Origin of the sequence: Bacillus sp. FSL K6-0923, assembly GCF_038630825.1 — a bacterium.
In the GTDB taxonomy this organism is placed as follows: Bacteria; Bacillota; Bacilli; order Bacillales; family Bacillaceae; genus Bacillus; species Bacillus pumilus.
This window is the reverse complement of the sequence record NZ_CP152044.1, coordinates 2,027,629-2,053,281: the sequence shown is the minus strand read 5'-3', so window position 1 is coordinate 2,053,281 and position 25,653 is coordinate 2,027,629. Positions and strand designations below refer to the sequence as shown.

Genomic DNA, 25,653 nt, shown 5'->3' with positions numbered 1-25,653 from the left:
TTATGATTTCGCTAACATGTAAGAGATGGATAGGAGGATGAGCTTCATGACGAATGAAAAAACGCTGCGTCACGTGCAGCAAGAAGTAGATGATTACATAGGACAATTTAAAGAAGGTTATTTCAGCCCGCTTGCTATGATGGCCCGTCTAACAGAAGAATTAGGTGAGCTAGCAAGAGAGGTTAACCATTACTATGGAGAAAAGCCGAAAAAAACAACGGAAACGGAAAAAAGCATGGAAGAAGAAATTGGCGATGTTTTGTTTGTATTAACATGTCTCGCTAATTCACTAGATATATCACTAGAGGAAGCACATGATCGTGTGATGCATAAATTCAATACAAGAGACAAAGACCGCTGGACGAAAAAAGAAGGGAAGTAGAGACGATGACGAACCAAACCATCAAAGTAGTAATCGCTGGAGCAAGAGGAAGAATGGGGATAGAAGCTGTGAAGCTGGCAGAAGAAACGAGCCATTTTGAGCTTGTGGCAGCCCTTGATCACGCGCACGAAGGAAAAAAATTATCTGATGTGATTCATACGACATCTGAGGCGCCAATTTATACAGATATTGATGTGTGTCTTTCAGAGACAGCACCTGATGTATTAATTGATTTGACGACACCAGAAATTGGGAAAGTACATACTAAAAAGGCACTTGAACATGGCGTGCGTCCAGTCGTCGGGACCACTGGATTTTCTGAAGCTGACCTGAAAGAGCTCCAGCAATTAACAGAAGAAAAGGGCATAGGCTGCATTATTGCGCCAAACTTTGCTGTCGGTGCGGTCTTAATGATGAAGTTTGCCAAAATGGCAGCGAATTATTTTCCTGACGTTGAAATCATTGAGCTTCACCATGATAAAAAACTAGATGCCCCGAGCGGTACTGGGCTTAAAACAGCTGAAATGATTGCAGAAGTCAGGGAAAGCAAAAAGCAAGGACATCCAGAAGAGAAAGAATTAATCGAAGGTGCACGAGGTGCAGATTATGACGGTATCCGTCTGCACAGCGTAAGACTTCCGGGTATGATCGCACATCAAGAAGTACTGTTTGGAATGGACGGACAGACGCTTACCATTCGTCATGATTCTTATAACCGTGCCTCGTTTATGTCAGGTGTAAAGCTTTCAGTTGAACAAGTCATGCACATTGATCAGCTCGTCTATGGTTTAGAAAATATCATCGACTAATAAGGAGTGGATTCCTGATGAACATTGCTTTAATCGCTCACGATAAGAAAAAAAGTGACATGATCCAATTTGCTATTGCGTACCGTGATATATTGGCAAATCATACACTTTACGCAACAGGGACAACAGGTTTGAGAGTGAAAGAAGCGACGGGGCTTCCCATTCATCGTTTTCAGTCAGGACCACTTGGGGGAGATCAGCAGATTGGTGCTTTAATTGCTGATAATGCAATGGACCTTGTGCTCTTTTTTAGAGACCCGCTTACCGCGCAGCCGCATGAACCAGATGTATCTGCACTCATTCGGCTTTGCGATGTGTATACCATTCCACTTGCCACCAATATGGGGACGGCTGAAATTTTAGTCAGGAATTTAAATAAAGGTACGTTTGATTTTCGAGATGTAGCAAAAAACGGAGGAACAAATGAAACGACTTGATATCCTTGCATTCGGAGCCCATAGCGATGATGTAGAGATCGGTATGGGCGGAACGATTGCAAAATACGTAAAAAAAGGGGCACGTGTCGGGATTTGCGACTTGACCCAGGCTGAATTATCCTCGAATGGAACAGTAGAGAGCCGTAAAGAGGAAGCGAAAGCGGCTGCCGCCATTTTAGGCGTGTCAACGCGAATCCAGCTTACACTGCCAGACAGAGGGCTTTATTTAAATGACGAAGCAATGAAGGACATTGCAGGCGTGATTCGTACATACAAACCGAAACTAATTTTTGCTCCGCATCACCAAGATCGGCATCCAGATCATGGTCATGCGGGTTCACTTGTAGAAGAGGCTGCTTTTTCGGCAGGGATACATAAATTTGAAGATTCATACAAGCAGCCAGCGCATAAAATAAGTCAAATGTATTATTACATGATTAACGGCCATCATCGTCCAGATTTTGTGATTGATATTTCTGAGGAAATGCACCAAAAGATTGATAGCCTGCATGCGTATCAAAGCCAATTTGTGAAATCGGCGAATTCAGTTGAGACACCTCTTGTGAACGGGTATATTGATTTTGTCAAAATGAGAGAGTCTATGTATGGAAGAGAAGTCAATAAAGCTTATGCAGAAGGGTTTATCACAAAAAAACCACTTTTGATCGATGACGACTTACTTGGGGGGTAATTATGAAAAAACTGAAGGTCGGAATCACTTGTTATCCAAGTGTCGGCGGCTCTGGCATTATTGCGACGGAACTTGGAAAACGTTTAGCTGAAAAAGGGCACGATGTTCATTTCATTACCTCAAGTATTCCGTTTAGGCTCAATAAAGTGTATCCGAATATTTATTTTCATGAGGTGGATGTCAATCAATACGCTGTTTTCCAATATCCGCCTTATGACCTTGCATTAGCAAGTAAATTGGCAGAAGTCGCAAGACGAGAGAAACTTGATATTATTCACGCGCACTATGCGGTGCCTCACGCCGTCTGTGCGTACTTAGCAAAGCAAATGATGGGACACTCTGTAAAAGTCGTCACGACGCTTCATGGGACGGATATTACGGTATTAGGCTATGATCCATCACTAAAGGAAGTCATTCGCTTTGCGATCGAATCATCAGACCGGGTAACGGCGGTGTCGCATTCATTAGCTGCGCAGACGTACGACCTCATCAAACCAAATAAAAAGATCGAAACAATCCATAATTTCGTCGATGAGCGTGTATACTTGCGTGAAGATCACGATGTGCTGAAGAGACACTATGGTCTTTTACATGATGAAAAGGTCGTCATCCATGTATCGAATTTCCGCAAGGTGAAGCGGGTGCATGATGTCATTCATGTGTTTAAAAAAATTACTGAACAGGTGAATGCAAAACTGCTGCTCATTGGGGACGGTCCAGAAAAATCGGTTGTTTGCGAACTCGTGAAAAAGCTAGGGCTGACAGACCGCGTGTTATTTTTAGGTAAGCAAGAGAAAGTAGAAGAGCTGTATTCCATCAGTGATTTGAAGCTGCTTCTATCTGAGAAAGAGAGCTTCGGACTTGTGCTTCTTGAGGCAATGGCATGCGGTGTCCCATGTATTGGGACTGATGTTGGCGGGATTCCAGAAGTCATTACACATGGAGAAACAGGTTTCCTTGTCCCGCTCGGCGATATAGAAGCGGCAGCTAAACACGCAGTCTCTATACTGAAAGACAAAGCGCTTCATGAGCAAGTGTCGGCGGCAGCCCAGTCTAGCGTTCAAGCCCATTTCTCTTCTGAAAAAATTGTGAGTGAATATGAAGAGCTTTACCTAGAATTGATCGAAGGTGATGATGAACATGAATGAACCATTCACACATGCGATCCCTATTTTACATACACTGCACGAACATGGGCATCAGGCTTACTTTGTCGGCGGAGCAGTGAGAGATGTCCTTTTAGGCAGGGAAATCGGCGATATCGATATAGCAACGGATGCAACGCCTGATACGGTCGAGTCTTTATTTGAAAAAACAGTTGATGTTGGCAAAGAGCATGGCACTGTCATTGTGTTACATGATGGGATTAGCTATGAGGTGACAACGTTTCGAACTGAATCAGAATATGAAGATTTTCGCAGACCGAAAGAAGTGGCGTTTATCACATCCTTGAAGGAAGATCTTTTAAGAAGAGATTTAACGATCAATGCGATGGCCATGGATATAAATGGGGAGATCATTGACCATGTAGGGGGCAAACAAGATATTGAGCGGAAACGAATTCAAACCGTAGGAGATCCTGCGTGCCGCTTTCAAGAAGATGCGCTTCGGATGATGAGAGCGGTCCGTTTTTTAAGCCAGCTTGGCTTTAAGCTCGCTGCAGAAACGGCTGAGGCAATGGAAAAAGATAAGCATCTCCTTGCCAACATATCCGTTGAACGCAAAAAGATTGAAATGGAAAAGCTTTTAAAAGGACGTTATTGTGAGCGGGCGATCAAAGTGCTCATTTCTACCAAATTGTATGAAGAATTGCCGGGTTTCAAAAAGGATCGTCTACAAGAATCTTTTCAGTCATTTCCGTATTATTTACTGGATGGACTGGAAGAAGTATGGGGAGCTGTTATCCATTTGCTTGGCTTAGATGAAGAGGAGGCTGTGCTCTTCTTAAAAGAATGGAAGCTGTCAACAAAGCTATTAAAAGACGCGGTGGCCATTAGCCGATACGTCGATTGTGACTGGGATGCGGAGAAGATGTTCGAGGCTGGTGAACACGTGCTCTTATCTAGCTTGAAGATCACACAGCTAAAACACGAGCGCCGCATTTTCTTTGACGAGCTGGAGGCTGCGAAGCGTTCTTATGATGCACTGCCGATTAAAACGCTTCAAGACCTCACTGTTTCAGGTAAAGATTTAATGGCCTTTCGGCAAAAGACATCAGGAAAATGGATCGCAGAAGAGCTTAATTTGGTGAAAAATGCCGTTCTGCACAATCATTTGGAAAACCGAAAAGAAGCCATAGAGGAGTGGCTTACAGCATGCGATCAGCAATTAGAAAACGATTAATCGAACTATTTACAGCATCTAGTCAGGACTTTGTTTCAAGTCAGCAAATATGTGATGAGCTTGGCTGTTCTCGAACGGCTGTCTGGAAGCATATAGAGGACCTCAGAAAAGAAGGCTATGAGGTAGAAGCCGTCAGAAGAAAAGGATATCGTCTGCTACGTAAACCAGACAAAATTAGTGAGGACGAAATTCTGTTTGGTCTCGACACAGAGTGCTTTGGCAGACACATTTATTTTCAGAAAGAAGTCGCCTCCACACAGCTGATTGCCCATGATCTTGTAAATGAAGGTGCGCCCCACGGCACGCTCGTTGTCAGTGATCATCAGACAAACGGGAAAGGCCGCCTTCAAAGAACGTGGCATTCACCAAATGGGACAGGCATTTGGATGAGTCTCATTCTACGCCCTGAAATTCCGCTGCACAAAGCGCCGCAGATGACGCTTTTGGCATCTGTAGCCATCGCAGAAGCTATTGCAGAGCAAACAGGACTCAGCCCCTCTATTAAATGGCCAAATGATATTTTGCTAAACGGGAAAAAAGTCGTTGGTATTTTGACTGAATTAAAAGCAGAGGCGGATCAGGTTCATGCTGTGATTATTGGACCGGGCATTAATGTGAATCAAACGGCAGATGACTTTCCGGATGAACTAGAGGATGTCGCTACGAGCATGCGAATGGAACTGAATGAAAAAGTGGACCGTGCTGCGCTCATCCAACAGATCATGTTCACATTTGAAAAAAGGTATGCTGATTATATGAACCATGGATTTGCGCCCATTAAACAATTGTGGGAATCGTTTGCGATGACGATCGGTCAGCATATTGTGGCCCGTACCGTCAATGGGCAATACACTGGAAAAGCGCTCGGAATCAATGAAGAAGGTGTTTTATTGCTTGAAACGGAGGAAGGGATCCAAAAAATCTACTCCGCAGACATCGAGATCAAGTCAACTTAAGTGGAACACCCGGCACATTTTTGATATACTTCGTGTGGGCAGTATCTGAAAAGAGCTGTACCTGTTAGAAACAAAAATTTGATGAATTTCTGCCTTGATCCTAAGGGACTTGGACAGAGGGATGATTCGCCGCGCATGAGAGATCAAAACATGTGATGTGAGGCAAGCCATCTCCTCTCCAGAATGAGGAGGAACAAATGAAGACAAAGCTAGATTTTTTCAAAATGAAAGAACAAAATGAACCAATTGTAATGCTGACAGCATACGACTATCCATCTGCAAAGCAAGCAGAAAAAGCGGAAGTCGACATGATCTTAGTCGGTGATTCACTTGGGATGGTTGTACTTGGATTAGATTCGACAGTACAAGTCACGATCGATGACATGATTCATCACACAAAAGCAGTGAAAAGAGGCGCAAAAGACACATTTATTGTGACGGATATGCCATTTATGTCTTACCATTATTCATTAGCAGAAACATTGAAAAACGCAGCACGCATCATGCAAGAAAGCGGTGCGGATGCCTTAAAGCTAGAAGGTGGAGATGGAGTATTTGAATCCATTCAAGCCCTTACAAGAGGCGGAATTCCTGTCGTCAGTCATTTAGGCCTCACACCTCAGTCAGTTGGAGTACTTGGCGGGTATAAAGTGCAAGGAAAAGACCACGAAAGTGCGCAGAAATTGATAGAAGACAGCTTAAAATGTGAGGAAGCGGGTGCGATTGCACTTGTGCTTGAATGCGTACCTGGTGAACTGACAAAACGAATTACCGACATGCTGAAGATTCCTGTGATCGGGATTGGTGCAGGGGCTGAGGCAGACGGACAAGTTCTCGTTTACCATGATGTGGTAGGATACGGCGTGTCTAGAACACCTAAGTTTGTGAAACAATACGCGCAAATTGATACTGTATTAGAAGAAGCGCTTATTCAATATACAAAAGAAGTAAAAGCACACACATTTCCAGAAGACAAGCATACATTTCATATCAAAGAAGAAGTCCTTGATGGTTTATATGGGGGTATCAAAAAATGAACGTTGTCACCCATATTCACGAGTTGAAGGAATTGATCAAGTTGCATCAAGAAAAACAGCATTCCATCGGCTTTGTCCCAACGATGGGCTTTCTTCATGAAGGACATCTGACGCTTGCGAAAGAAGCAAGGGATCAAAATGACATTGTGGTAATGAGTATTTTTGTCAATCCTTTGCAATTTGGACCGAACGAAGACTTTGAATCCTATCCAAGGGATATGGAAAGAGATCAGCGCCTTGCAGAAGAAGCAGGGGTAGATATTTTATTTACACCTGATGTGAAAGAAATGTATCCAAATGAACCATCGATCACGATGACGGTTCAAAAGCGAACTGATGTCTTATGCGGGAAAAAACGTCCAGGACATTTCAACGGTGTTGTTACTGTGCTTACAAAGCTATTTCATCTTGTAGCACCAACAAATGTATACTTTGGTCTAAAGGATGCACAGCAAGTCGCTGTGATCGATGCGATGATCAAGGATTTCTTCTTTGATCTTCACCTCGTCTCAGTGCCGACAGTTAGGGAAGAAGACGGTTTAGCGAAAAGTTCAAGAAATGTGTACTTGTCTGATAAAGAAAGACAAGAAGCTCCTGCTTTGTACCGCGCATTGAAAAAAGGACAGTCAGCGGTTGAAAAAGGTGAACGTGACGTCAGTCGCATTTATCAGTTGGTAGAAGAGGAAATTCTTCAAACTAGCGGGGAAATTGATTATATTGAGATTTACTCTTATCCAGAGCTTGAGCCGCTTCAGCAGTTAGCAGGTCAGGTCATCATTGCGATTGCGGTGAAATTCTCACGGGCAAGACTGATTGATAATGTGATATTCCATGTTCCTGAAAGCGGTGAAAAGCATGTATAGAACCTTTATGACTTCTAAACTTCATAAAGCGACAGTAACAGAAGCAAACTTACATTATGTAGGAAGCATCACCATTGACGAAGATTTACTTGATGCGGCAGGTATGATGGCAAATGAGAAAGTACAGATTGTCAATAATCATAATGGCGCGAGACTTGAAACATATATTATTCCCGGTCAAAGAAAGAGCGGTGTCATTTGTCTAAATGGCGCAGCAGCAAGATTGGTTCAGCCGGGGGATGAAGTGATTATTATCGCTTATGGGATGCTTTCAGAAGAAGAAGCAAAGACACATACACCAAAAGTGGTCGTGTTAAATAAAGAAAATCAAATTGAACAAATGATTGGGCAAGAGCCTGCGAGAACGATTTTATAACGCATGCTCCAATGAAACAGAACAGTTTAAGCAAAGAAGCTGTTCTGTTTCAGCTATTTTTGCCCAGAGCGTGTTTCACTTTGAGTGGAACGAGGAATTGAGGTGTCCATTTTATGGCCGATCAAAGGTTTGTTGTCGTTGATATTGAAACCACCGGAAATTCACCTAAGAAGGGTGATAAAATCATTCAAATTGCTGCGGTGGTCATTGAAAATGGACAAATTGTCGAACGGTATTCAAAATATGTGAACCCGGGAAAAACGATCCCTGGATTTATTGAACAGCTGACAGGCATTCAGCAGCATATGGTAGACGATGCAGTGTTTTTTGAGGACATTGCCCAAGAGGTGTATGATCTCATTCAAGGCGCTTATTTTGTTGCGCACAATGTTCATTTTGACTTGAACTTTTTAAATGATGAACTAAAAGCATGCGGGAAAAATGAGCTGGATGTGCTAGCGATTGATACAGTTGAAATTTCTAGAATTCTTTATCCAGAGCTTGAAGGCTATAAGCTCACTGAATTAAGTGAAGAGCTCATGCTTCCACATGACCACCCGCACAGGGCGGATAGTGATGCGGAAGTTACTGCCATGTTATTTTTAACCTTACTCCATCAATTAACACATACGCCGTCAAATGTGCTTAAGCAGCTGCGCAGATTATCCTCTTATCTCTTAAGTGATATTGGATTTTTAATCCAGCAGCTTGAAATGAGTGATGCCAGCCGTGAAGATTCTTTGGTAGAAGTAGGCTCTTTTGCTGTTAAAGATGTCACCAATTCTGAAAAGGATACGACAGATTCAGTAGGGGAAGACGATGAACAGCTGTTTGAGGAGATCAAAAAGAAGCTGCCCCAAACGGTGGTAGGCTATGAAGTAAGAGAAGGCCAGCTCAAGATGATGAATAAAGTAAGAGATGTGTTTCATGAAAGAGCTTATGCTTTAATTGAAGCGGCACCAGGTATTGGAAAAACGCTGGCATACCTCATACCAGCCGCATTAGAAGCAAAAAAATCAGGAAAACCTGTCATTATTAGTACATATTCCATTCTTTTGCAGCAGCAAATGCTTCAGCGTGATGTGCCGATTTTAAATCAATTGCTTCCATTTGAGCCAGCAGCCTGTGTATTCAAAGGTCGGGCGCATTATATTTGCTTAGATAAGTTTGAGCATGTGCTGCATGAGGAAGATGATAACTATGATGTGGTCTTAACGAAGGCGCAAATATTAATGTGGCTCCTTGTGACAGAAACGGGTGATTTATCTGAACTAAATTTACCTTCAGGAGCTGCCAATATAAAAGACCGGATTTCGTGTGTGCACATGCCGTTTACATCGAAAAAGCGCCGCTTTAAGGAATACTGCTTTTATGAGCGTGCAAAAAGAAGGGCGAAAACAGCTGATTTAATTTTAACGAATCATCGCCTGCTCTTATCACAAACGGAAGCATCATCTATCTTTCAGCATGCAGACGTATATGTGATTGACGAGGCTCACCAATTTGAGAAAACAGCCAATGAAACGCTAGGGGATAGTGCGTCGTATATCCAGCTTCATGCGAAATTAACGCAGCTTGGCTCATTACAGGGCGGTCTGTTAAAGAAGCTGAAAAAGAGATTTCACGGTGCCGGCTTACAGACGGACACCTTTATCGAAATGGATGAGTATCTTCAGCAGCTTCAAATGGAAAGTGACGCCTTCTTTAGTACCGTTCATTCTTTTGTGAAAAGGACAAAACCAAAAGCAGACATCAATCGTCTCATTCATAGAGTACGTCATCAGTCGAAGCATGCGCAGTGGAAACGGATTAAAGAGACGGCAAGTAAGCTTTGTTCCTTGTTAATTGCTTGTGAAAAGCTGTATGAACAGCAAAAAAGCGAGCTTGTTCAAAAAAGTGATCAGCTGACAGAACACTTTGCGTTTGAAGCAGAGGAATACGATCAAGTGATGTCGTTTATGCATACATTTTGCAGTACGCTGTACCGGTTCATTTTTGAACCGAAAAACGATGAAACGGTTTGGATTGAGATCGATGCAAAGGGTGCCAAAAATGCTGTCTTTATGCATGCACAGCCGCTAGATACCGGCGAGCTTTTAGCGGATCGATTTTTTATGAACAAAAAAAGTGTTGTCCTCACATCAGGGACACTCACAATTAATGGTCGTTTTGATTATTGCTTAGAACGATTTGGTCTGCAAGATTTTTATCCGCATCTTGTACAGATTGAGTCACCGTTTGAACTTGAGAAACAGCTCAAGGTGATTGTACCAGCTGATATGCCGCCGATTACGAACCGTGATGAGCGTGACTATGTAAAGCAAGCAGTACGGTACATTAAGATAATGGAAAAGCAGCAACAAGCGAAAATATTGGTGTTGTTTAATTCACATGAGATGTTAAAAGCAGTGTATGATGAACTGAAAACAGAAGGGATGCAAGCCGCCCTTTTTGCCCAAGGTCTGACGGGCGGTAGTCCTGTTAAATTAACGAAGATGTTCAAATTAGCAAAACATGCAATTTTACTTGGTACGGGTAGTTTTTGGGAAGGTGTCGATTTTCCTGGATCAGAGCTGACAACAGTTATTATGGCACGTCTTCCGTTTCGGCCGCCTGATTCACCGCTCATTGAAGCAAAATGTGATGCCGCTAAAAAACAGGGGAAGAACCCGTTTAAAGCCGTTGCTCTCCCAGAAGCTGTGTTAACCTTTAAACAAGGTGCAGGACGCTTGCTGCGCTCTGAAAAAGACATAGGGACATTGCTCATTTTAGACCGCCGAGTGAAAACCGCGTCATATGGAAAGCTATTTTTAGAATCACTCCCTCATGCGCCAGTCCACGAGATGTCAAAAGAATCACTTGAGGCGTATATAGAGAAACTCAAAAACGAAAAGCCGCTGTCATAAGCGGCCTTTAGCTGATGTGGGTTTGGAGTTAATTTATCGTAACGGCTTTTTGTGTTCCGTTGTAAAAATAGTATCGGTTTCCGTGCCGAAAAGTATGACTAACAATATTTACGTACCGAGGAGGAATTAGAAGTGGAAAGTAAAATAGAGGTACTTTCAACTGTTCACATTAAGCATTCAGAAGACCTGTATAAAATTGTTGACTTATTGAACAGAACGCTTAAAAGAGAAGATCTCATGTTTGGATTGGCATTAGATCAAGAAGATCAAAATCAAGCGATATTTACAATATATCGCACATAGGGGAAGCTTGACATGAAAAAAATAGTCTGGATCATCTCATCCATTGTGGCTCTCGTTTTGCTCATTGGTATCATCAGCTTTACGTGGATTTATCAGATTGCCATGGGACAAAAAGAACAAGGTCATGAGGCGGCGATTGAACGAGCAAAAAAACAAGCAAACATCGTACAAGTGGAGCAAGTAGAAACTTTTGTTGGAAAAGAAAAACAATTTATTGTTGAAGGGAAAAACAAACAAAACGAAACAACCTATGTTTGGGTACCTGCCAGCAAAAAAGAAAAAGTGATCGCAAAAAAAGAAAAAGAAGGCATTACCTCAAATCAAGCAGTACAAGCCGTTCAAAAGGAGAACACGGTCTCTAAGCTAAAGGACGTTCAATTAGCAAGAGAAGGTGACGTACTCCTTTGGGAAGTGACGTACTTAAATGAAAACAATCAATACAGCTTTAGCTATGTCGATTTCTCGACAGGACACGTGGAAAAAAATGTAACGCCGTAGTTTCTCCTGTCTTGCGTTGACCATGCTGATTTAGAACGGTTATAATAAAATGTATGAAAAAAGAATCACACCTATCGAAAAGGTGAGCTTCTTTCTGGCTTTGGAGGGAATTATGTTGAAAACAACGATTAATCAAGTGTTCAAACATGTCGATGAAGATGTAACCATCGGCGCATGGATTGCCAATAAACGTTCAAGCGGTAAAATTGCATTCTTGCAGCTGCGTGACGGGACAGGCTTTATTCAAGGAGTTGTAGTAAAAGCAGAAGTGGAAGAGGAAGTCTTTAAGCTTGCGAAATCAGTTACTCAAGAAACATCTGTCTATGTGACAGGACAAGTAACAAAAGACGAGCGTTCACCTCTTGGTTTTGAATTGCAAGTGAAATCCATTGAAGTGATTCACGAAGCAACTGACTACCCGATTACACCAAAAGAGCATGGAACAGAATTCTTAATGGATCACCGTCATTTATGGCTTCGTTCTAAAAAGCAGCATGCTATTATGAAAATTCGTAATGAAATCATTCGTGCTACATATGAATTCTTCCATCAAGAAGGCTTCGTGAAAGTAGACCCGCCAATTTTAACTGGAAGTGCACCTGAGGGTACAACGGAGCTGTTTGCAACGAAATATTTTGATGAAGATGCGTACCTTTCTCAAAGTGGACAGCTTTACATGGAAGCTGCGGCAATGGCACTCGGAAAAGTATTCTCATTCGGCCCAACATTTAGAGCTGAAAAATCTAAAACAAAACGTCATTTAATTGAGTTTTGGATGATCGAGCCTGAGATGGCTTTTGTCGAATTCAATGAAAACCTTGAGTATCAAGAAAATTATGTGACTCATGTGGTTCAAAGTGTACTTGAAAACTGTAAAGTGGAACTGCATACACTTGGCCGTGATACAGCAAAATTAGAAAATATCAAAGCACCATTCCCGCGCATCACTTACGATGAAGCAATTAAATTCTTGCAAGAAAAAGGATTTGACGATATTGAATGGGGAGATGACTTCGGCGCGCCTCACGAAACAGCGATCGCTGAAAGCTACGATAAACCGGTGTTTATCACTCATTATCCAACATCATTAAAGCCATTTTACATGCAGCCTGCACCAGATCGTGATGATGTCGTTCTTTGTGCAGACTTGATTGCACCAGAAGGCTACGGAGAGATCATTGGCGGTTCTGAGCGTGTCCATGATCTAGAGCTGCTTGAAGCAAGATTGAAAGAACATGGCCTAGATCAAGAAACTTATAAATGGTACACAGAATTAAGACAATATGGTTCTGTACCGCATTCAGGTTTTGGTCTTGGACTTGAACGTACAGTTGCTTGGATTAGTGGAGCGCCGCATGTGCGTGAAACCATTCCTTTCCCAAGATTATTAAACCGTTTATATCCTTAAGACGTGAAAGCCTCCAACATATGGAGGCTTTTTCAAACGTTTTTTGAAGGGGCACGTGAAATAAAACGTGATATACTTAAAGTGAAGAGGTGTATCCGATGAATAGGCAGCAATTTATTAATATGCAGCAAATGGGCTCGACTAGTTTGCCTAATTTGCTGATTGCTCATTATGAGCAGTTAGGACTGAATGAATCACAAATGATGGTGATGCTTAAGATTAAAATGAATGAAGAACAAGGTGTGTTCTTTCAAACGTTTGAAGAGCTATCCCATGGCATGACCATTTCAGCTGAAGAGTGTGCGTATATGGTTCAGCATTTAATTCAAAAAGGATTTATTTCGATTCAGCCGTTTGAAGACGGGTCTGGTATTCAGCATGACCGTTACTCAGTTGAGCCTTTATGGGGCGTGCTGTATGACTTTCTAGAGGCAAAACAAGCGAAGGAAGGTCAAAAACTTCATGTACAGGCTGAAAAGTCTTTATATGCTTTATTTGAAGATGAATTTGGCAGACCACTGTCCCCACTTGAAGGAGAAACACTCTCGATTTGGATGGATCAAGACCATCATGATGCTGAAATGATCCGCCTAGCATTAAGAGAAGCGGTTTTATCAGGAAAATTAAATTTCCGTTATATCGACCGAATTCTGTTTGAGTGGAAAAAGAAAGGGCTGAAAACAGCGGAAGAAGCAAAAGAGCATAGCCAGCATTTCCGTTCTCAGCAAAAAGCGCCACCTTCAAAAGAAGAGACGTCAACATATAAGCGACAAGTTCCTTTTTATAATTGGCTGGAGCAATAACCAATAAAGGAGAAGTCATGTTATCAAAAAAACAAATCAATGAATGTTTAGATATTATAGGAGATATGTTTCCAGAAGCTGAGTGTGAGCTTGTTCATTCCAATCCATTTGAACTTGTGATCGCTGTAGCACTCTCTGCGCAGTGTACAGACGTGCTTGTCAACAAAGTGACCAAAACGTTATTTCAAAAATATAAAACACCAGAAGACTATTTAAGTGTACCGCTTGAAGAATTGCAGCAAGATATTCGTTCGATTGGCCTTTATCGAAATAAAGCCAAAAACATTCAAAAGTTGAGCAAAATGCTGATTGAAGAATATGGCGGCGAGGTGCCAAAAGATCGGGACGAACTTGTGAAGCTTCCTGGGGTGGGCCGGAAAACAGCAAATGTCGTCGTTTCGGTCGCTTTTGGGGTGCCGGCAATTGCAGTGGATACACATGTGGAACGTGTCAGCAAGCGACTTGGAATCTGCCGCTGGAAGGATTCAGTTCTCGAAGTAGAACAAACTTTAATGAAAAAAGTGCCAGAAGAAGATTGGTCTGTGACGCATCACCGCCTAATCTTTTTTGGTAGATATCACTGCAAGGCGCAGCGTCCGCAGTGCGAATCTTGTCCGCTTCTTGATATGTGTAGAGAAGGGCAGAAAAGGCTGAAAAAAGGATTGGTGAAGCTGGCATGAGCGGGGCAGTTGTTTTTTCCGCATATGTCGAAAAATTAAAAGGGAAAAAGGTAGAGATGAAAGGCGATCGAGTAGACATCCTTAGAGAGCATCCACTCGCATATGATCTATCATCAGAACTTCTTACAAATGAACTTCCATGGCAGAACACAGAAGAATTTGTTCCTGTGATGTTCGAACTGTGGAATGAATTAAAAGAAAAAATGCTTCCTCGTTTTCAAACAAGAAAGTCACGGTGTGAAGAAGATGATATGCTGCAAGGGATTGTCAGTATGATTGCTGTGTTTTACTGGATCAAAGGGGAGAGACTTCAAACGCTTGATTGGGAACATATTAAGCAAGAGACATTTCCTGTTGCTCCTATTAATTGGACAGAACGTTTAGAGTTCATTTTGCTAAAACCGACTCAATATCACTGCTTTATTCAACTAGACGAGCTATACACAGAACTAAAAAAGCAGTATGGAAAATATGAAGCACTTAAAAAGATTAGACAAAACCGTTAAAAAAAGCACTTGCCATATAGGCAAGTGCTTTTCATTATTCATTTTCTTTTCGATTAGGAGAAGTTGATTGCGAATTTGAGCTTTGAGAGTTGGTTTTCGCATCATCTTTCTTTTTATCTTTATTGTCAGTTTGTGAGTTTCCGTTCCCATTTGTACTGTCTGAGCCATTATCGGAAGAACCATTATTTCCGTTTTCCGTATTTCCGCCTTGATCCTGATCCTTATCTTTGTCTTGATCTTTTTTATCATCTGGCTTTTGCTCATCAGTGCCTGGGGGTTGATTTTTGTTATCGTCAGTCTGGTCTGTCTGCTCGTCGTCAGGCTGCTGAGGTTCTTCTTCTTCTTTGTTCTCATCATCTGCTTTTTCTTCCTCATCTTCATCATCCTTGATGGTGAGGAAAGTAGAAGCTGCTTTACTTGTAACATCCTCAACAGTGGCTGTCACTTGGAACTTATAAGTAGAGCCAGGCTTCACATCAGAGATGACCGCTTCTTTAGCAGAACTGTTTTGAATCTCTTTATAGCCGCCGTTATCAACCGCTTGTTTTACATTAAATGTAGCATCTGCGTCGTCATCATAGCCCCAAGTCAGTGTGATGGATTTTTTCTCTTCATCATACACTGCTTTTAAGTCAGAAGGCTTATCAGCTTCTTTTTTCTCATATGTGTCAGACACTTTTGTCGGAACCGTTCCTTTTACAAAGTATTCTGTTGTCTTCTTATCGCTCGGTGTATTTGGTCCGGCTAATTTCGCTGGATCCGATCCTTTTTCAACCGTAGCTTCAACGACACTGTCTGGTTTTTCAAATGAGCCGCTTCCATCATCAATTTGAGAAATTAATCGCTGGAAGACGATTTTGGCAACACGCTGCTCATAATCTGTGAGCCACATTTTGCCGTCCGCATCTTTTGAGTTACCGATCCCAGTCCAAACGGCTGCTGTATATTGCGGCGTATAACCAACAAACCACGAATCTTTCGCACCGCCAGAAGGTATATTGTATTTATTGATATCATCTTGTGTAAAGTTCGTTGTACCTGTTTTACCAGCTACTTGAACGTTCGGTACTTGTGCAAGTGTCCCAGTTCCAGATTGGACAGCAGTTTTTAGCATATCTGTGACCATAAATGCTGTGTAATCACTCATAGCCGCTTTGGAATCTGGCGTAAGGTCAAGCTTTGTACCGTCATTAAATTCAACAGATGTGACAGCATGCGGTTCATTATAGTATCCATTATTACCGAATGCACTAAAGGCTCCAGCCATCTTCAGGGAGGAGACACCATCGTCAAATCCACCGATTGAGTAAGACTCTGGAATGTCAGACGGTAAGTCCATACCTAAGTTATTAGCGAATTTAACGGCATTGTCTGTGCCAGCTTCTTGGAAAGCCTTTAGGGCAGGGATGTTTCTTGATTGTGCCAAAGCACTTCTCATCGACATTTTCCCTAAATGTCTTCTGTCAAAGTTATTAATCGGTGTACCGTTTGAGTACGTATATGGCGCATCATCAATTTGCTGATACGTTGACCATTTTTTGTTTTCAATGACAGGACCGTAATCTAAAATTGGTTTGATCGTTGAACCTGGCTGACGTTTTGCATCTGTCGCATAGTTAAAGCCGCCAGCTGGTACATCACGTCCACCGCCAATAGCTCGGATTTCACCATTTTTCGTATCAAGCAGGGTGACACCCGCCTGCATACCTTTCGTAAAACCAACTGAATCCCCATTGATAATATCATCTAAGTGATCCTGAGCTTTTCGATCAAGTGATGTATAGATTTTTAGTCCATCTGTTGATACATCCACTTTGGCTTTTTTCTGTACTTCTTCCATGACTTCTTCAATGTAAGCAGAATACTTACTTGAGTTCTGGCTCTTATATTTATCAGCAGGGACTACGGTCTTTTTGACAGGGGTTGCTTTTGCAACTTCATAGTCTTTCTCTGAAATATAGCCTTGTTTTTTCATGAGGCCTAATACGATATTACGGCGTTTTTCCGCTGCCTCAGGATTTTTCACTGGGTTATAAGCAGAAGGGCTCTGCGGCATACCTGCAAGTGTGGCAGCCTGTGCAACAGTTAGTTTATTTAAATCTGTCACGCCGAAAAATTGTTCAGCCGCTTTCCCAACACCATAGGCATAAGGCGAGAAGAAAATACGGTTTAAATACATTTCTAAAATTTCATCTTTAGAGTACTTTTGCTCAAGCTGAATCGAGAGCCATACTTCCTGTACTTTACGTTTTAACGTTTTTTGATTATTAAGTAGAGTGTTTTTCACAACTTGCTGTGTAATTGTACTTCCACCTTCAGCTCCAAAACCGTCCTCGACGTTTGCGACAAGGGCACCGCCAATACGGATTGGGTCAATCCCGTGGTGTTTATAAAAACGTGCATCTTCCGTTGCAATAAATGCTTCTTTTACCACATCAGGTATATCTTTAATCGAGACATACGTTCTTTTTTCCGCACCGACTTCTGCAAACACTTTCTTGTCTATGTCATAAAGCTTTGAAGAATACGGTGTTTTGAGCTTACTATCATCAATTGAAGGAGCGCTTGATGCAAAAACGGCAAAAGTTGTGATTCCGGCCACTACACATAGAAGACCGATCACGAGTAAAGATAAAAATATTTTTTTAAATAGACCTGCTTTCTTTTTGCCTTTTTTGTTCTTTTGCTTCTTATTGTTTTCTTGACTTGCTTTACGTCGCTGTTCACGACTTGTAAATTGATCAGACATCACATCTCAACCTTTCGTGTTAAACCTTTTTCGAACGTCATTGTTACTCACTTTCATCCGAAAAATGAAGTGTCTCCACTACTTTAATATAATCAATTCTTGGCGAATATCCAAGTGTCATTAAGTGGCCTGCTTCCACTAATTCGTCTTTACTAATGGATTTTCGGCCGTTTAGCTTCTGCCGCTCCCAAAAGAAAAAGAGATCTGAAGCGGGCAAATAATAAACGGAGCCAAATGCGGATATAATAACGAAACAAATACCGCCTTGCTTTTCAACCTGTTTCATATGCTCAATTTGATGGTCGTGGAAATTTTTGAGCGGAAACGAGGTGGTGCTTTTGGTTTCCTTTGCTTCAAAATCGATATAGCGCCCTTTGTACACTCCATTATAGTCTGTTGTGGATGATTGTTTAAAGTAGGCTTCTTTGATCACAGCAGCGCTTCTTTTTGGATAATCCACATTCACAATTTGAACGGGGGTAGGCTTTTTATGAATGACTGCGATCCCGTTGACCAAATAGTACTGGTTGGTTTCATTTAAGTCAGCCTCAAGCGTCATCCCGCGGTTACTATAAGAGGATTCGCCGCTGATTCTTTTTTTTGTCCCAATTGGTTGAATGGGCTGATACGATTTTCCGTTTGGATACCGAATCATCAAGTTTCAGCCTCCTTTTAATGCATTTTGTATTGGAGAGATACCTATGTTGTCACAAAAAGAGCACATCATCACTCAGCATATATTGCGTGAAACGAAAGTGAAAAATAAAGACAACCTGACGAGGACAAATGCTTACAAGCGCTTTTATGACCGTCATCCAGAGATGAAATGGTCGCTGCTTGCTTCCTTTGTCTCGAGAAATGCTGGATGGTCTATGACGGATCTAAAGGGCGAGCTCTTCCATCCAGGTCTAAAAGATCAAGAGGGGCACCTTTTTTTCACAGCATATGAAAGAGCGAATTGGCTGATCTTTGCGGATGCTTACCCTCAGCTTCTTTTGTATGAATGGTCTAAGCGGTGCGGCAAACCCTTGTTTCATCTGCTTCCGTATTTTTCTGTATCTCGTTTTATGAGCACTGAGTGGGAACGATTTTGGTTAAAGCGTGACACAGAGCGCCTGCTTTATGCACTCATCATAAATGAACAATATACTATACAATCTCCTATTATACAAAATCCTCTTCTGAAAAAGAATGTTTTTCACTCGATTCAATATCTGTTCAGCGAGTGGGGACATTTTCAAACCGTTGTTTTTCCAACGGTGGACGGGCATTTGTACGGGTTAACCATACAGAAGTTTTCCCACGTAAAGGAGCGTATTACATTAGGGAAAAAACTAGCGAAACTATTATTTCGGGCCGATTTATTTTCGGATTTTTATCATTTTTTGCATACTGTTCCGCATACCGGATCACGGTTTGATTTTGAGCCGTTTTTAGGGATCGCTAGGAGGTCAACACCTTTTCTTCGAACTGTTTATCCAGTGATGACACATTCATTAGACGATCAAAGAGAAGATTGGTTTCAAAAGAAATTGAGCCCATCTTTGTTTGATGCAGAGACGCTGCCAAAACAAATTGAGCTGACCGACTGGTATTTTCATAAAAAAAGACAGCTTCGTTTTCTTTTCTCATTAGAGCACTATTTTTTGCATAAATAAAAAGCAGGGGGTACCTGCTTTTTTTACGTAGATGGTCGATTAGGACCGCCGAGCTTTTTATCAAGCTGATCTGTACTGTTTTCTTTCCCTTTTGGTTTTTGCTCTTTTGGTGCTGGCTGCTTTTTCATGAAATCTACCTCCTTTGTCCTTAGAATTTACACAATCGGACGCAATCATACAAAGAAGGACAAGCATATGTCGAAAAGGAAGAAATAGCGCTCATCTACACTTAGATTGGCGATTTGCTTCTAGTTTTGTCATGTGTGAAGGAGGGTGTGAAAGAAAAGAGAATGTAACGAGAGACGATAAAGGAGGAATCTGATGATGAGCGAATTTGTATCAAAAGAATCCATTTTGCAGTTATTAGAGGAAATCGAGCGAAAAATTGATGCGGTGGAAGAAGAGCTGTCTCTTGCTGTGAACGAAACAACACGTGCAGCCATAGAAGAGCAAGAGCAAATGATAGACCGGCTTGAATCGGAAGTAAAGGACTGTGAAGTGAAGATTCACGCAGCTGAGTATCAACTGGCGGCAAGACCGGCATACCACGCAGGGTAGCTTTCTATTTGAGCAATAAGTAAACGTTTGATAGGATGGTTCATAGAGGTGAACACTTTGGATAATCAAACATTACTTGAACATACACAAGAGCTGAGAATATGGATCGAAGAGGCGTATGAGCAGTACCAAAAGGGAAAGGCTGAAGAGGAATACCCCGTTTATGATTTTCACACTGAAATTCAGCCAGCCGTTGAGACATTTGATCAGAAAATGGAAGAGTGGCTCACTGCTGCGATCTCGTTTATTCATCTGGCGAAACCTAGATATTTACACGAAGAACAGCTTGAAGCCGTCAAAGAAAATGGGAAAGAGGTTGTCCTGCAATCTTATTTTGGCAAACAGCATGCACCCCGTGTGAAAAATTTAGTTGAGTCAGTGATTTACACACTGAACCTTTTAATAGAAGAAATTAACAAGCGCAGCTGAAGACATCGCTGCGTTTTTCTTATGGCTGCTTTAGGCACATCTTCTGTTCTTCATCATAATATATGAGTGACAAGACTATGTGTTGAGAGCGAGAGGAGCGAGATATATGATCCCTTATTCAAACCAGCAGCCTTATGAATTCAATCCATTCAATCAAGGGCCTTTTCCGTATCCAGAAATGCAGCAGCAGCCTCCGCAGCCTCCAGAATATTTCATGCCGCCACATCAAGGTGGCATGAGCCAGGCATCACCTGCTGTCTATCAGCCGCCTTATGGATACCAAGAAAATGGGCCGCCTTATCAGCCGCCCGAAGCGATCAATCAACCCCAGATGCAGCCACCAGGCATGATGCCCATGCAGCAGCCTATGAACCCTTATCCTTTGCCCAGACCGCAAAAACAGCAATCATCTCAATTTAAAAGTGTGCTATCGCAATTCAAAAAAACGAATGGACAATTCGACTTTAACAAAATGTTTGATACAGCTGGGCAAATGATGAGTACGATGAATCAAGTAGGCTCATTAGCGAAAGGATTTACGAGCATTTTTAAAGCATAGTGAAAACCCAATAGAAGGATCTATTGGGCTCTTTGCTTTGGTGCCGTTACACGAAGCGTTTGATCTTTCCACACGCTTTTCATGTTCGTTTCATCTATTTTTGCCGGCATTAAAATGGTTTTTGTAAAGCTCGAATACGAGGAAGTTGTATCCGTTTTGATTGTTTCCTGCACGGATAAGTGTAAATATTGGGCTTTTACTTCTAGCGCGATATCGCCTTCAACAAAATGGTCAGGAAATTGGATTGCGATATACACAAACTGCTCATCCTCTGTCACATCAGTCGTAATCGATGCAAGTGAATGCGATGTGGTCATGAGCGCTTCCGCACTATTTAATATCTCATGAAACGGGGAGGATGCGAAAAATTGTTCAATCGCTTCATAGAGAATATCTTCATTTGCCAGCAATTCATGTTTCTTTTCGCCTTCATGTTCCATTTGAATCACCTCTCATCTACAGCCTATGCAGAAAGGACTCAGGCGGTTATCAATTGATGAGAGGAAAAAATTATGATTAAATAGTGTTGAATGAAGCAAGGTGTATGAGCGTATCGTTTCATACACGGAATAGATCTAGAAGCAAAGCTTGAAGGGAGCAATTGACATTGCTGAAAAAATTATTCGGTTTCGGGAAAAACCAAGATGATGTAAAGGAAGAAATCATTTATTCTCCAGCTGATGGAGAGTTAATGGATATGACGGATGTACCAGACCCTGTTTTTTCTCAAAAGATGATGGGAGACGGCGTAGCAGTCAAACCAAAAAGTGGTACGATTGTGTCACCAGTAGAGGGTGAAATCATCCAGCTCTTCCATACAAAACATGCAATTGGCATTCGAACACTCTCAGGGCTTGAGCTTCTGATTCATATCGGACTTGAAACAGTGGGATTAAATGGTGAAGGATTTGAAGCGCACATCAAAGAGGGAGATAAAGTGAAGATCGGTGACCCTCTCATTACGTGTGATTTAGAACTGATTGAAGAGAAAGCGTCAAGCACAGTGACACCGATTGTCATTATGAATGTTGACTTGATCGAGCATCTCGAAAAAGAGCCAAAGGGATCTGTTGAAAAACAGACATCTAAGCTTTTTACCGTTAAATTAAAATAATCAGGACAAAAAAACTACCCAATCGCATGAGGGTAGTTTTTTTGCTGACATTAATCTTCCATCGGAACCCAGCCTTGACTCGCTTCCATAACAGACCACAATCCTTCTGGGATCAAATACTGATCTTTTTGGCTTCGTTTAATGACAGTTTCAATCTCGCTTTCTCTGCCTTCTTTAATCTTCTTTGCCCAATCTGGATCGACGATCAGTTCACGTGCGACAGCGATAAGCGGAATTCCTTGGTTATAGGCATTTAGTGCATCTTCGGCTGTAATCACGCTGCCTACGCCGATGAGCGGAAGTGTATCGCCGCAGCGATTCTTTAGCAGCTCCATCCGAGTCTTATCCGTATCTGCACCGCGTCTTGCTTTAGAGTCAATCTCCATTAAAGAGATATGCAAATAATCAAGGTTTTTAGTTTTAAGAACATCGACTAAGGTAAACGTCTCTGTCATCGTTAAACCAGGTGTTTCTGGTTCTTCAGGGGATAATCGATATCCAAAGATAAACGGTTTTGTCGCATGTTTTTCGATTGCCTCTTTCACTGCATCCACAACAGCGATAGGGAAAGCTAGACGCTTTTCTTCATTTCCTCCCCACTGATCTGTCCGCTGATTGCTATGCGGAGAGTAAAATTGCTGTAATAAATAACCGTTTGCACCGTGGATTTCCACGCCGTCAAATCCTGCTTCGACCGCTCGTCTTGCTGCTTCTTTAAAAGAGTCAATGATATGGACAATTTCCTCTTCTTTTAAAGCGCGTGCAATCTGATTTCCATCTTTAAACACATCACTTGGCGCAACCACATCACCATTTGGAACTAAGTGAGGGAGAGCCTGAGAGCCGCCGTGATGAATTTGAATGATGGCTTTTGTTCCCTTTGCCTGAATCGCAGAAGCTAGTTTTTTCAGACCGGGTATATCTTCATCTCTTGCGATAGAAGGCTGTCCTTCAAATGCCTTACCATCTGGAGTCACGTTCGCACATGCTGTGATCACCATGCCCATCTCACTAGATCTAGCTGTAATGAAATCAATTTCCTCTTTAGAAATGGTGCCATCCTCGTGAGAACCGAAGTGTGTCATTGGCGCAACGACTAACCGGCCATTAATAGACGCACCTCCTGGAAACGTAAATGGTTCAAATAAAGGCTTAAATTCGTTTTTCACTCTCATCATCTTCTTCCTTGATAAAATCATTTCACTATAGAAGTGTAATAGATACTGTTACAACACTTCAAAGTATTTGCTCATAAGCTGCGCATCAAAAAATTGCCGCCTAGTCATGCAAACAAATATTCGGTACACTATGTAAGAGAGGTGATGCGATATGAAAAAGAAAACAATGAACGAACTCATAGAAGAATTAAAAAAAGATGAACAGGTAGAACATTGGCATGAAATTGAAGCGAAGCCCGCACAGACCTCTCCAGTGCCTGAAAGAGTGAACGAAAAGCTGAAAAAGGCGCTTGAGAAACGAGGCGTGAGTGAACTCTACATTCATCAAAAGGAAGCCTTTGAACGTGTGATGGACGAGGAGCATGTTGTAACTGTCACACCAACAGCTTCAGGTAAAACACTTTGCTACAATCTGCCTGTCCTTCAGTCGATCGTAGAAGATCAGACAAGCCGCTCCCTTTATTTATTCCCAACAAAAGCGCTCGCACAAGACCAAAAGAGTGAACTTAACGAGATCATCCACGAGATGGATGTTCCGATTCATAGTGAAACATATGACGGGGATACCTCACCCGCCATTCGGCAGCGAGTTAGACAAGCAGGACATATTGTCATCACAAACCCGGATATGCTGCATTCAGCCATTTTGCCTCATCATACGAAATGGGTCAGCTTGTTTGAGAATTTGAAGTATATTGTCATAGACGAGCTTCATACATATCGAGGCGTATTTGGCAGTCATGTAGCCAATGTGATTCGCAGGTTAAAACGAATTTGTGCATTTTATGGAAGTGATCCGATTTTCATTTGTACGTCCGCAACGATTGCAAATCCAAAAGAGCTTGCGCAGCAGCTAACGGGAAGCAAGATGCATTTGATTGAGCGAAACGGGGCACCTAGCGGTAAAAAGAATTTTGTGTTTTACAACCCGCCAGTTGTGAATAAACCACTAAATATTAGACAAAGTGCTGCCACTGTCGTCAATCAACTGGCTAAAACTTTTTTAAAGGAAAAAATCCAAACGATTGTTTTTGCTAGAAGCAGAGTAAGAGTAGAAGTGATTTTAAGTCATATTCAAGAACTAGTGAAAAAAGAAATCGGTCCAAAATCAATTCGTGGATATCGTGGAGGCTATTTACCAAAAGAGCGGCGCGTGATTGAAAAAGGATTGAGAGAAGGAGATATTCTAGGTGTCGTCAGTACGAACGCACTAGAATTAGGTGTAGACATAGGTCAGCTAAAGGTCTGTATCATGACCGGGTATCCTGGCAGTGTAGCGAGTACATGGCAGCAGGCAGGCCGTGCTGGAAGGCGTCATGAGGAAGCACTCATTATCATGGTGGCAAGCTCCTCACCCCTTGACCAATATATTGTCAGACACCCAGAATATTTCTTTAATAGACCACCTGAAGCTGCCAGAATTAACCCTGAAAATCTCATTATCTTAGTGGATCATTTAAAATGTGCATCCTATGAGCTTCCGTTTCGGGAGGATGAACAGTTTGGCGGCATGGACGTAGAAGAGATTTTGCAATACTTACATGAGGAAGGCGTTCTCCATTTTAGCGGGAACCGGTATTATTGGTCAGATCAATCGTTCCCAGCGCATGGCATCAGCCTCCGGTCTGCAAGCCAGGAAAATGTCGTAATTGTGGATCAATCAGATGTGGCGAATGTTCGGATTATTGGCGAGATGGACCGTTTCAGTGCGATGACGCTTCTTCATGATGAGGCTATTTATTTACACGAAGGGGTTCAGTATCAAGTGGAAAAGCTAGATTACGAGCATCTGAAGGCTTATGTGAAACAAGTAGATGTAGAATACTATACAGATGCGAATTTAGCTGTTCAACTTAAGGTGCTTGAAATCGATCAGACGACAGAGAAGGAAGCTGTATCTGTTCACTACGGTGATGTGACCGTCAACGCAATGCCGACGATTTTTAAAAAAATCCGTCTGAGTACCGGTGAAAATATCGGATCTGGACCGATTCACTTACCGGAAGAAGAAATTCATACGAGTGCGGCTTGGTTTGAATTACACGAGGCAGAGCGGAGATTTGAAGAGAAAACTCTTGAACAGCTGCTTCTAGGCATTGCAAATGTTCTTCAGCACATTGTACCTGCTTTTGTGATGTGTGACCGTTCTGATATTCATGTGGTTTCACAAATTAAAGCGGCACATACCGGAAAACCGACGGTCTTTTTATATGACCATTACCCTGGCGGAATCGGCTTAAGTAAGGAAGTACAAGCTCGCTTCGATGAAATAGCAGGCGCAGCCATTCAGCTCATTGAGCGGTGCCGCTGTGACAATGGCTGTCCATCCTGCATTGGCATGGAAATGAAAGAGGTCAACGGAAAAAGCAGCATCGTTGAATTGATGTCCGTATTTTAAGGGAAAGGAGGG

Annotated in this window: 28 protein-coding genes; 23 read left to right on the top strand and 5 right to left on the bottom strand. The window is 42.0% G+C overall.

Features of this window, described 5'->3' with window-relative positions; genetic code table 11:
- Positions 1-46 precede the first annotated feature (46 nt).
- The 17 genes from MHI16_RS10330 (at position 47) to MHI16_RS10250 (ending at position 14,998) form a co-directional block, all read left to right on the top strand.
- Positions 47-382 (top strand): nucleotide pyrophosphohydrolase, encoded by a 336-nt coding sequence (locus tag MHI16_RS10330; RefSeq protein WP_003215805.1) that lies wholly within the window; start codon positions 47-49, stop codon positions 380-382.
- Between the two features lie 5 nt (positions 383-387).
- The gene (gene dapB / locus MHI16_RS10325) at positions 388-1,191 is read left to right on the top strand and encodes a 4-hydroxy-tetrahydrodipicolinate reductase (RefSeq protein WP_058014826.1); all 804 of its coding nucleotides are present in this window, start codon (positions 388-390) and stop codon (positions 1,189-1,191) included.
- A gap of 17 nt (positions 1,192-1,208) precedes the next feature.
- Positions 1,209-1,628: a methylglyoxal synthase gene (gene mgsA / locus MHI16_RS10320; protein WP_050943855.1), complete on the top strand. Its 420-nt coding sequence runs from the start codon at positions 1,209-1,211 to the stop codon at positions 1,626-1,628.
- Positions 1,615-2,319, top strand: coding sequence for a bacillithiol biosynthesis deacetylase BshB1 (gene bshB1 / locus MHI16_RS10315; protein WP_058014827.1), 705 nt, complete (start codon positions 1,615-1,617; stop codon positions 2,317-2,319). The genes mgsA and bshB1 overlap by 14 nt, the downstream gene beginning before the upstream one ends.
- 2 nt (positions 2,320-2,321) lie before the next feature.
- Entirely contained in the window at positions 2,322-3,467 is a 1,146-nt protein-coding gene (bshA, locus tag MHI16_RS10310; protein ID WP_058014828.1) for an N-acetyl-alpha-D-glucosaminyl L-malate synthase BshA, read from the top strand.
- Entirely contained in the window at positions 3,460-4,662 is a 1,203-nt protein-coding gene (locus MHI16_RS10305) for a CCA tRNA nucleotidyltransferase (RefSeq protein WP_058014829.1), read from the top strand. Before bshA ends, MHI16_RS10305 begins: the two co-directional genes overlap by 8 nt.
- Positions 4,635-5,618 (top strand): biotin--[acetyl-CoA-carboxylase] ligase, encoded by a 984-nt coding sequence (locus MHI16_RS10300; protein WP_058014830.1) that lies wholly within the window; start codon positions 4,635-4,637, stop codon positions 5,616-5,618. The genes MHI16_RS10305 and MHI16_RS10300 overlap by 28 nt, the downstream gene beginning before the upstream one ends.
- 197 nt (positions 5,619-5,815) lie before the next feature.
- Positions 5,816-6,655, top strand: coding sequence for a 3-methyl-2-oxobutanoate hydroxymethyltransferase (gene panB / locus MHI16_RS10295; RefSeq protein WP_058014831.1), 840 nt, complete (start codon positions 5,816-5,818; stop codon positions 6,653-6,655).
- Positions 6,652-7,518: a pantoate--beta-alanine ligase gene (gene panC, locus MHI16_RS10290; protein WP_058014832.1), complete on the top strand. Its 867-nt coding sequence runs from the start codon at positions 6,652-6,654 to the stop codon at positions 7,516-7,518. The genes panB and panC overlap by 4 nt, the downstream gene beginning before the upstream one ends.
- Positions 7,511-7,894: an aspartate 1-decarboxylase gene (panD, locus tag MHI16_RS10285; RefSeq protein ID WP_058014833.1), complete on the top strand. Its 384-nt coding sequence runs from the start codon at positions 7,511-7,513 to the stop codon at positions 7,892-7,894. Before panC ends, panD begins: the two co-directional genes overlap by 8 nt.
- 113 nt (positions 7,895-8,007) lie before the next feature.
- Entirely contained in the window at positions 8,008-10,800 is a 2,793-nt protein-coding gene (gene dinG, locus MHI16_RS10280; RefSeq protein ID WP_058014834.1) for an ATP-dependent DNA helicase DinG, read from the top strand.
- A gap of 132 nt (positions 10,801-10,932) precedes the next feature.
- Positions 10,933-11,103, top strand: a complete 171-nt coding sequence (locus MHI16_RS10275; protein ID WP_003215469.1) for a YpmA family protein — start codon at positions 10,933-10,935, stop codon at positions 11,101-11,103.
- Positions 11,104-11,115: 12 nt separating this feature from the next.
- Entirely contained in the window at positions 11,116-11,601 is a 486-nt protein-coding gene (tseB, locus tag MHI16_RS10270; RefSeq protein WP_058014835.1) for a cell wall elongation/penicillin-binding protein regulator TseB, read from the top strand.
- 115 nt (positions 11,602-11,716) lie between these two features.
- A complete protein-coding gene (gene asnS / locus MHI16_RS10265) occupies positions 11,717-13,009 on the top strand; it encodes an asparagine--tRNA ligase (RefSeq protein ID WP_088001079.1) in 1,293 nt (430 codons plus the stop codon).
- Between the two features lie 98 nt (positions 13,010-13,107).
- Positions 13,108-13,812 carry a DnaD domain-containing protein gene (locus MHI16_RS10260; protein WP_034661036.1) on the top strand — a complete coding sequence of 235 codons (705 nt, stop codon included), beginning with the start codon at positions 13,108-13,110 and terminating at the stop codon, positions 13,810-13,812.
- A 17-nt stretch (positions 13,813-13,829) separates the two neighbouring features.
- The gene (gene nth, locus MHI16_RS10255) at positions 13,830-14,492 is read left to right on the top strand and encodes an endonuclease III (RefSeq protein WP_012010351.1); all 663 of its coding nucleotides are present in this window, start codon (positions 13,830-13,832) and stop codon (positions 14,490-14,492) included.
- Positions 14,489-14,998, top strand: a complete 510-nt coding sequence (locus MHI16_RS10250) for a YpoC family protein (RefSeq protein WP_058014836.1) — start codon at positions 14,489-14,491, stop codon at positions 14,996-14,998. The genes nth and MHI16_RS10250 overlap by 4 nt, the downstream gene beginning before the upstream one ends.
- A 34-nt stretch (positions 14,999-15,032) precedes the next feature.
- Here MHI16_RS10250 and MHI16_RS10245 read toward each other — a convergent pair whose 3' ends face one another.
- Entirely contained in the window at positions 15,033-17,747 is a 2,715-nt protein-coding gene (locus MHI16_RS10245) for a PBP1A family penicillin-binding protein (protein WP_058014837.1), read from the bottom strand.
- 43 nt (positions 17,748-17,790) lie between these two features.
- Complete coding sequence (gene recU, locus MHI16_RS10240) at positions 17,791-18,402, bottom strand: Holliday junction resolvase RecU (protein WP_058014838.1); 612 nt, start codon at positions 18,400-18,402, stop codon at positions 17,791-17,793.
- A gap of 46 nt (positions 18,403-18,448) precedes the next feature.
- Here recU and MHI16_RS10235 point away from each other — a divergent pair, with 46 nt between their 5' ends.
- A complete protein-coding gene (locus MHI16_RS10235) occupies positions 18,449-19,405 on the top strand; it encodes a DUF2515 domain-containing protein (protein WP_058014839.1) in 957 nt (318 codons plus the stop codon).
- Between the two features lie 23 nt (positions 19,406-19,428).
- On the opposite strand, the gene sspM is transcribed toward MHI16_RS10235, so the two are convergent.
- Positions 19,429-19,533 (bottom strand): acid-soluble spore protein SspM, encoded by a 105-nt coding sequence (sspM, locus tag MHI16_RS10230; RefSeq protein WP_012010346.1) that lies wholly within the window; start codon positions 19,531-19,533, stop codon positions 19,429-19,431.
- Positions 19,534-19,729: 196 nt separating this feature from the next.
- Between sspM and MHI16_RS10225 the strand changes: the two genes are divergently transcribed.
- The 3 genes from MHI16_RS10225 (at position 19,730) to MHI16_RS10215 (ending at position 20,951) form a co-directional block, all read left to right on the top strand.
- Entirely contained in the window at positions 19,730-19,963 is a 234-nt protein-coding gene (locus MHI16_RS10225) for a DUF5446 family protein (protein ID WP_223251159.1), read from the top strand.
- Between the two features lie 57 nt (positions 19,964-20,020).
- Positions 20,021-20,392 (top strand): YppE family protein, encoded by a 372-nt coding sequence (locus MHI16_RS10220; protein ID WP_044141136.1) that lies wholly within the window; start codon positions 20,021-20,023, stop codon positions 20,390-20,392.
- Positions 20,393-20,498: 106 nt separating this feature from the next.
- On the top strand, positions 20,499-20,951 hold the full coding sequence (locus MHI16_RS10215) for a YppG family protein (protein WP_058014840.1): 453 nt from the start codon (positions 20,499-20,501) through the stop codon (positions 20,949-20,951).
- A gap of 20 nt (positions 20,952-20,971) precedes the next feature.
- On the opposite strand, the gene MHI16_RS10210 is transcribed toward MHI16_RS10215, so the two are convergent.
- A complete protein-coding gene (locus tag MHI16_RS10210; RefSeq protein WP_003215994.1) occupies positions 20,972-21,391 on the bottom strand; it encodes an Hsp20/alpha crystallin family protein in 420 nt (139 codons plus the stop codon).
- Between the two features lie 167 nt (positions 21,392-21,558).
- Between MHI16_RS10210 and MHI16_RS10205 the strand changes: the two genes are divergently transcribed.
- Positions 21,559-22,065: a PTS glucose transporter subunit IIA gene (locus MHI16_RS10205; protein ID WP_268465939.1), complete on the top strand. Its 507-nt coding sequence runs from the start codon at positions 21,559-21,561 to the stop codon at positions 22,063-22,065.
- A gap of 50 nt (positions 22,066-22,115) precedes the next feature.
- Here the strand turns inward: MHI16_RS10205 and MHI16_RS10200 are convergent, their stop codons facing one another.
- The gene (locus MHI16_RS10200; RefSeq protein ID WP_235567057.1) at positions 22,116-23,234 is read right to left on the bottom strand and encodes an NADH-dependent flavin oxidoreductase; all 1,119 of its coding nucleotides are present in this window, start codon (positions 23,232-23,234) and stop codon (positions 22,116-22,118) included.
- A 160-nt stretch (positions 23,235-23,394) separates the two neighbouring features.
- On the opposite strand from MHI16_RS10200, the gene MHI16_RS10195 reads away from it, so the two are divergent.
- Positions 23,395-25,641, top strand: a complete 2,247-nt coding sequence (locus MHI16_RS10195) for a DEAD/DEAH box helicase (protein ID WP_061408318.1) — start codon at positions 23,395-23,397, stop codon at positions 25,639-25,641.
- Positions 25,642-25,653 lie beyond the last annotated feature (12 nt).

Bases quoted from the DNA above. Each gene is read 5' to 3' on its own strand.
- MHI16_RS10330 (WP_003215805.1), top strand. From the start codon at position 47: ATGACGAATGAAAAAACGCTGCGTCACGTGCAGCAAGAAGTAGATGAT.
- dapB (WP_058014826.1), top strand. From the start codon at position 388: ATGACGAACCAAACCATCAAAGTAGTAATCGCTGGAGCAAGAGGAAGA.
- mgsA (WP_050943855.1), top strand. From the start codon at position 1,209: ATGAACATTGCTTTAATCGCTCACGATAAGAAAAAAAGTGACATGATC.
- bshB1 (WP_058014827.1), top strand. From the start codon at position 1,615: ATGAAACGACTTGATATCCTTGCATTCGGAGCCCATAGCGATGATGTA.
- bshA (WP_058014828.1), top strand. From the start codon at position 2,322: ATGAAAAAACTGAAGGTCGGAATCACTTGTTATCCAAGTGTCGGCGGC.
- MHI16_RS10305 (WP_058014829.1), top strand. From the start codon at position 3,460: ATGAATGAACCATTCACACATGCGATCCCTATTTTACATACACTGCAC.
- MHI16_RS10300 (WP_058014830.1), top strand. From the start codon at position 4,635: ATGCGATCAGCAATTAGAAAACGATTAATCGAACTATTTACAGCATCT.
- panB (WP_058014831.1), top strand. From the start codon at position 5,816: ATGAAGACAAAGCTAGATTTTTTCAAAATGAAAGAACAAAATGAACCA.
- panC (WP_058014832.1), top strand. From the start codon at position 6,652: ATGAACGTTGTCACCCATATTCACGAGTTGAAGGAATTGATCAAGTTG.
- panD (WP_058014833.1), top strand. From the start codon at position 7,511: ATGTATAGAACCTTTATGACTTCTAAACTTCATAAAGCGACAGTAACA.
- dinG (WP_058014834.1), top strand. From the start codon at position 8,008: ATGGCCGATCAAAGGTTTGTTGTCGTTGATATTGAAACCACCGGAAAT.
- tseB (WP_058014835.1), top strand. From the start codon at position 11,116: ATGAAAAAAATAGTCTGGATCATCTCATCCATTGTGGCTCTCGTTTTG.
- MHI16_RS10260 (WP_034661036.1), top strand. From the start codon at position 13,108: ATGAATAGGCAGCAATTTATTAATATGCAGCAAATGGGCTCGACTAGT.
- nth (WP_012010351.1), top strand. From the start codon at position 13,830: ATGTTATCAAAAAAACAAATCAATGAATGTTTAGATATTATAGGAGAT.
- MHI16_RS10250 (WP_058014836.1), top strand. From the start codon at position 14,489: ATGAGCGGGGCAGTTGTTTTTTCCGCATATGTCGAAAAATTAAAAGGG.
- MHI16_RS10245 (WP_058014837.1), bottom strand. From the start codon at position 17,747: ATGTCTGATCAATTTACAAGTCGTGAACAGCGACGTAAAGCAAGTCAA.
- recU (WP_058014838.1), bottom strand. From the start codon at position 18,402: ATGATTCGGTATCCAAACGGAAAATCGTATCAGCCCATTCAACCAATT.
- MHI16_RS10235 (WP_058014839.1), top strand. From the start codon at position 18,449: ATGTTGTCACAAAAAGAGCACATCATCACTCAGCATATATTGCGTGAA.
- sspM (WP_012010346.1), bottom strand. From the start codon at position 19,533: ATGAAAAAGCAGCCAGCACCAAAAGAGCAAAAACCAAAAGGGAAAGAA.
- MHI16_RS10225 (WP_223251159.1), top strand. From the start codon at position 19,730: ATGAGCGAATTTGTATCAAAAGAATCCATTTTGCAGTTATTAGAGGAA.
- MHI16_RS10215 (WP_058014840.1), top strand. From the start codon at position 20,499: ATGATCCCTTATTCAAACCAGCAGCCTTATGAATTCAATCCATTCAAT.
- MHI16_RS10210 (WP_003215994.1), bottom strand. From the start codon at position 21,391: ATGGAACATGAAGGCGAAAAGAAACATGAATTGCTGGCAAATGAAGAT.
- MHI16_RS10195 (WP_061408318.1), top strand. From the start codon at position 23,395: ATGAAAAAGAAAACAATGAACGAACTCATAGAAGAATTAAAAAAAGAT.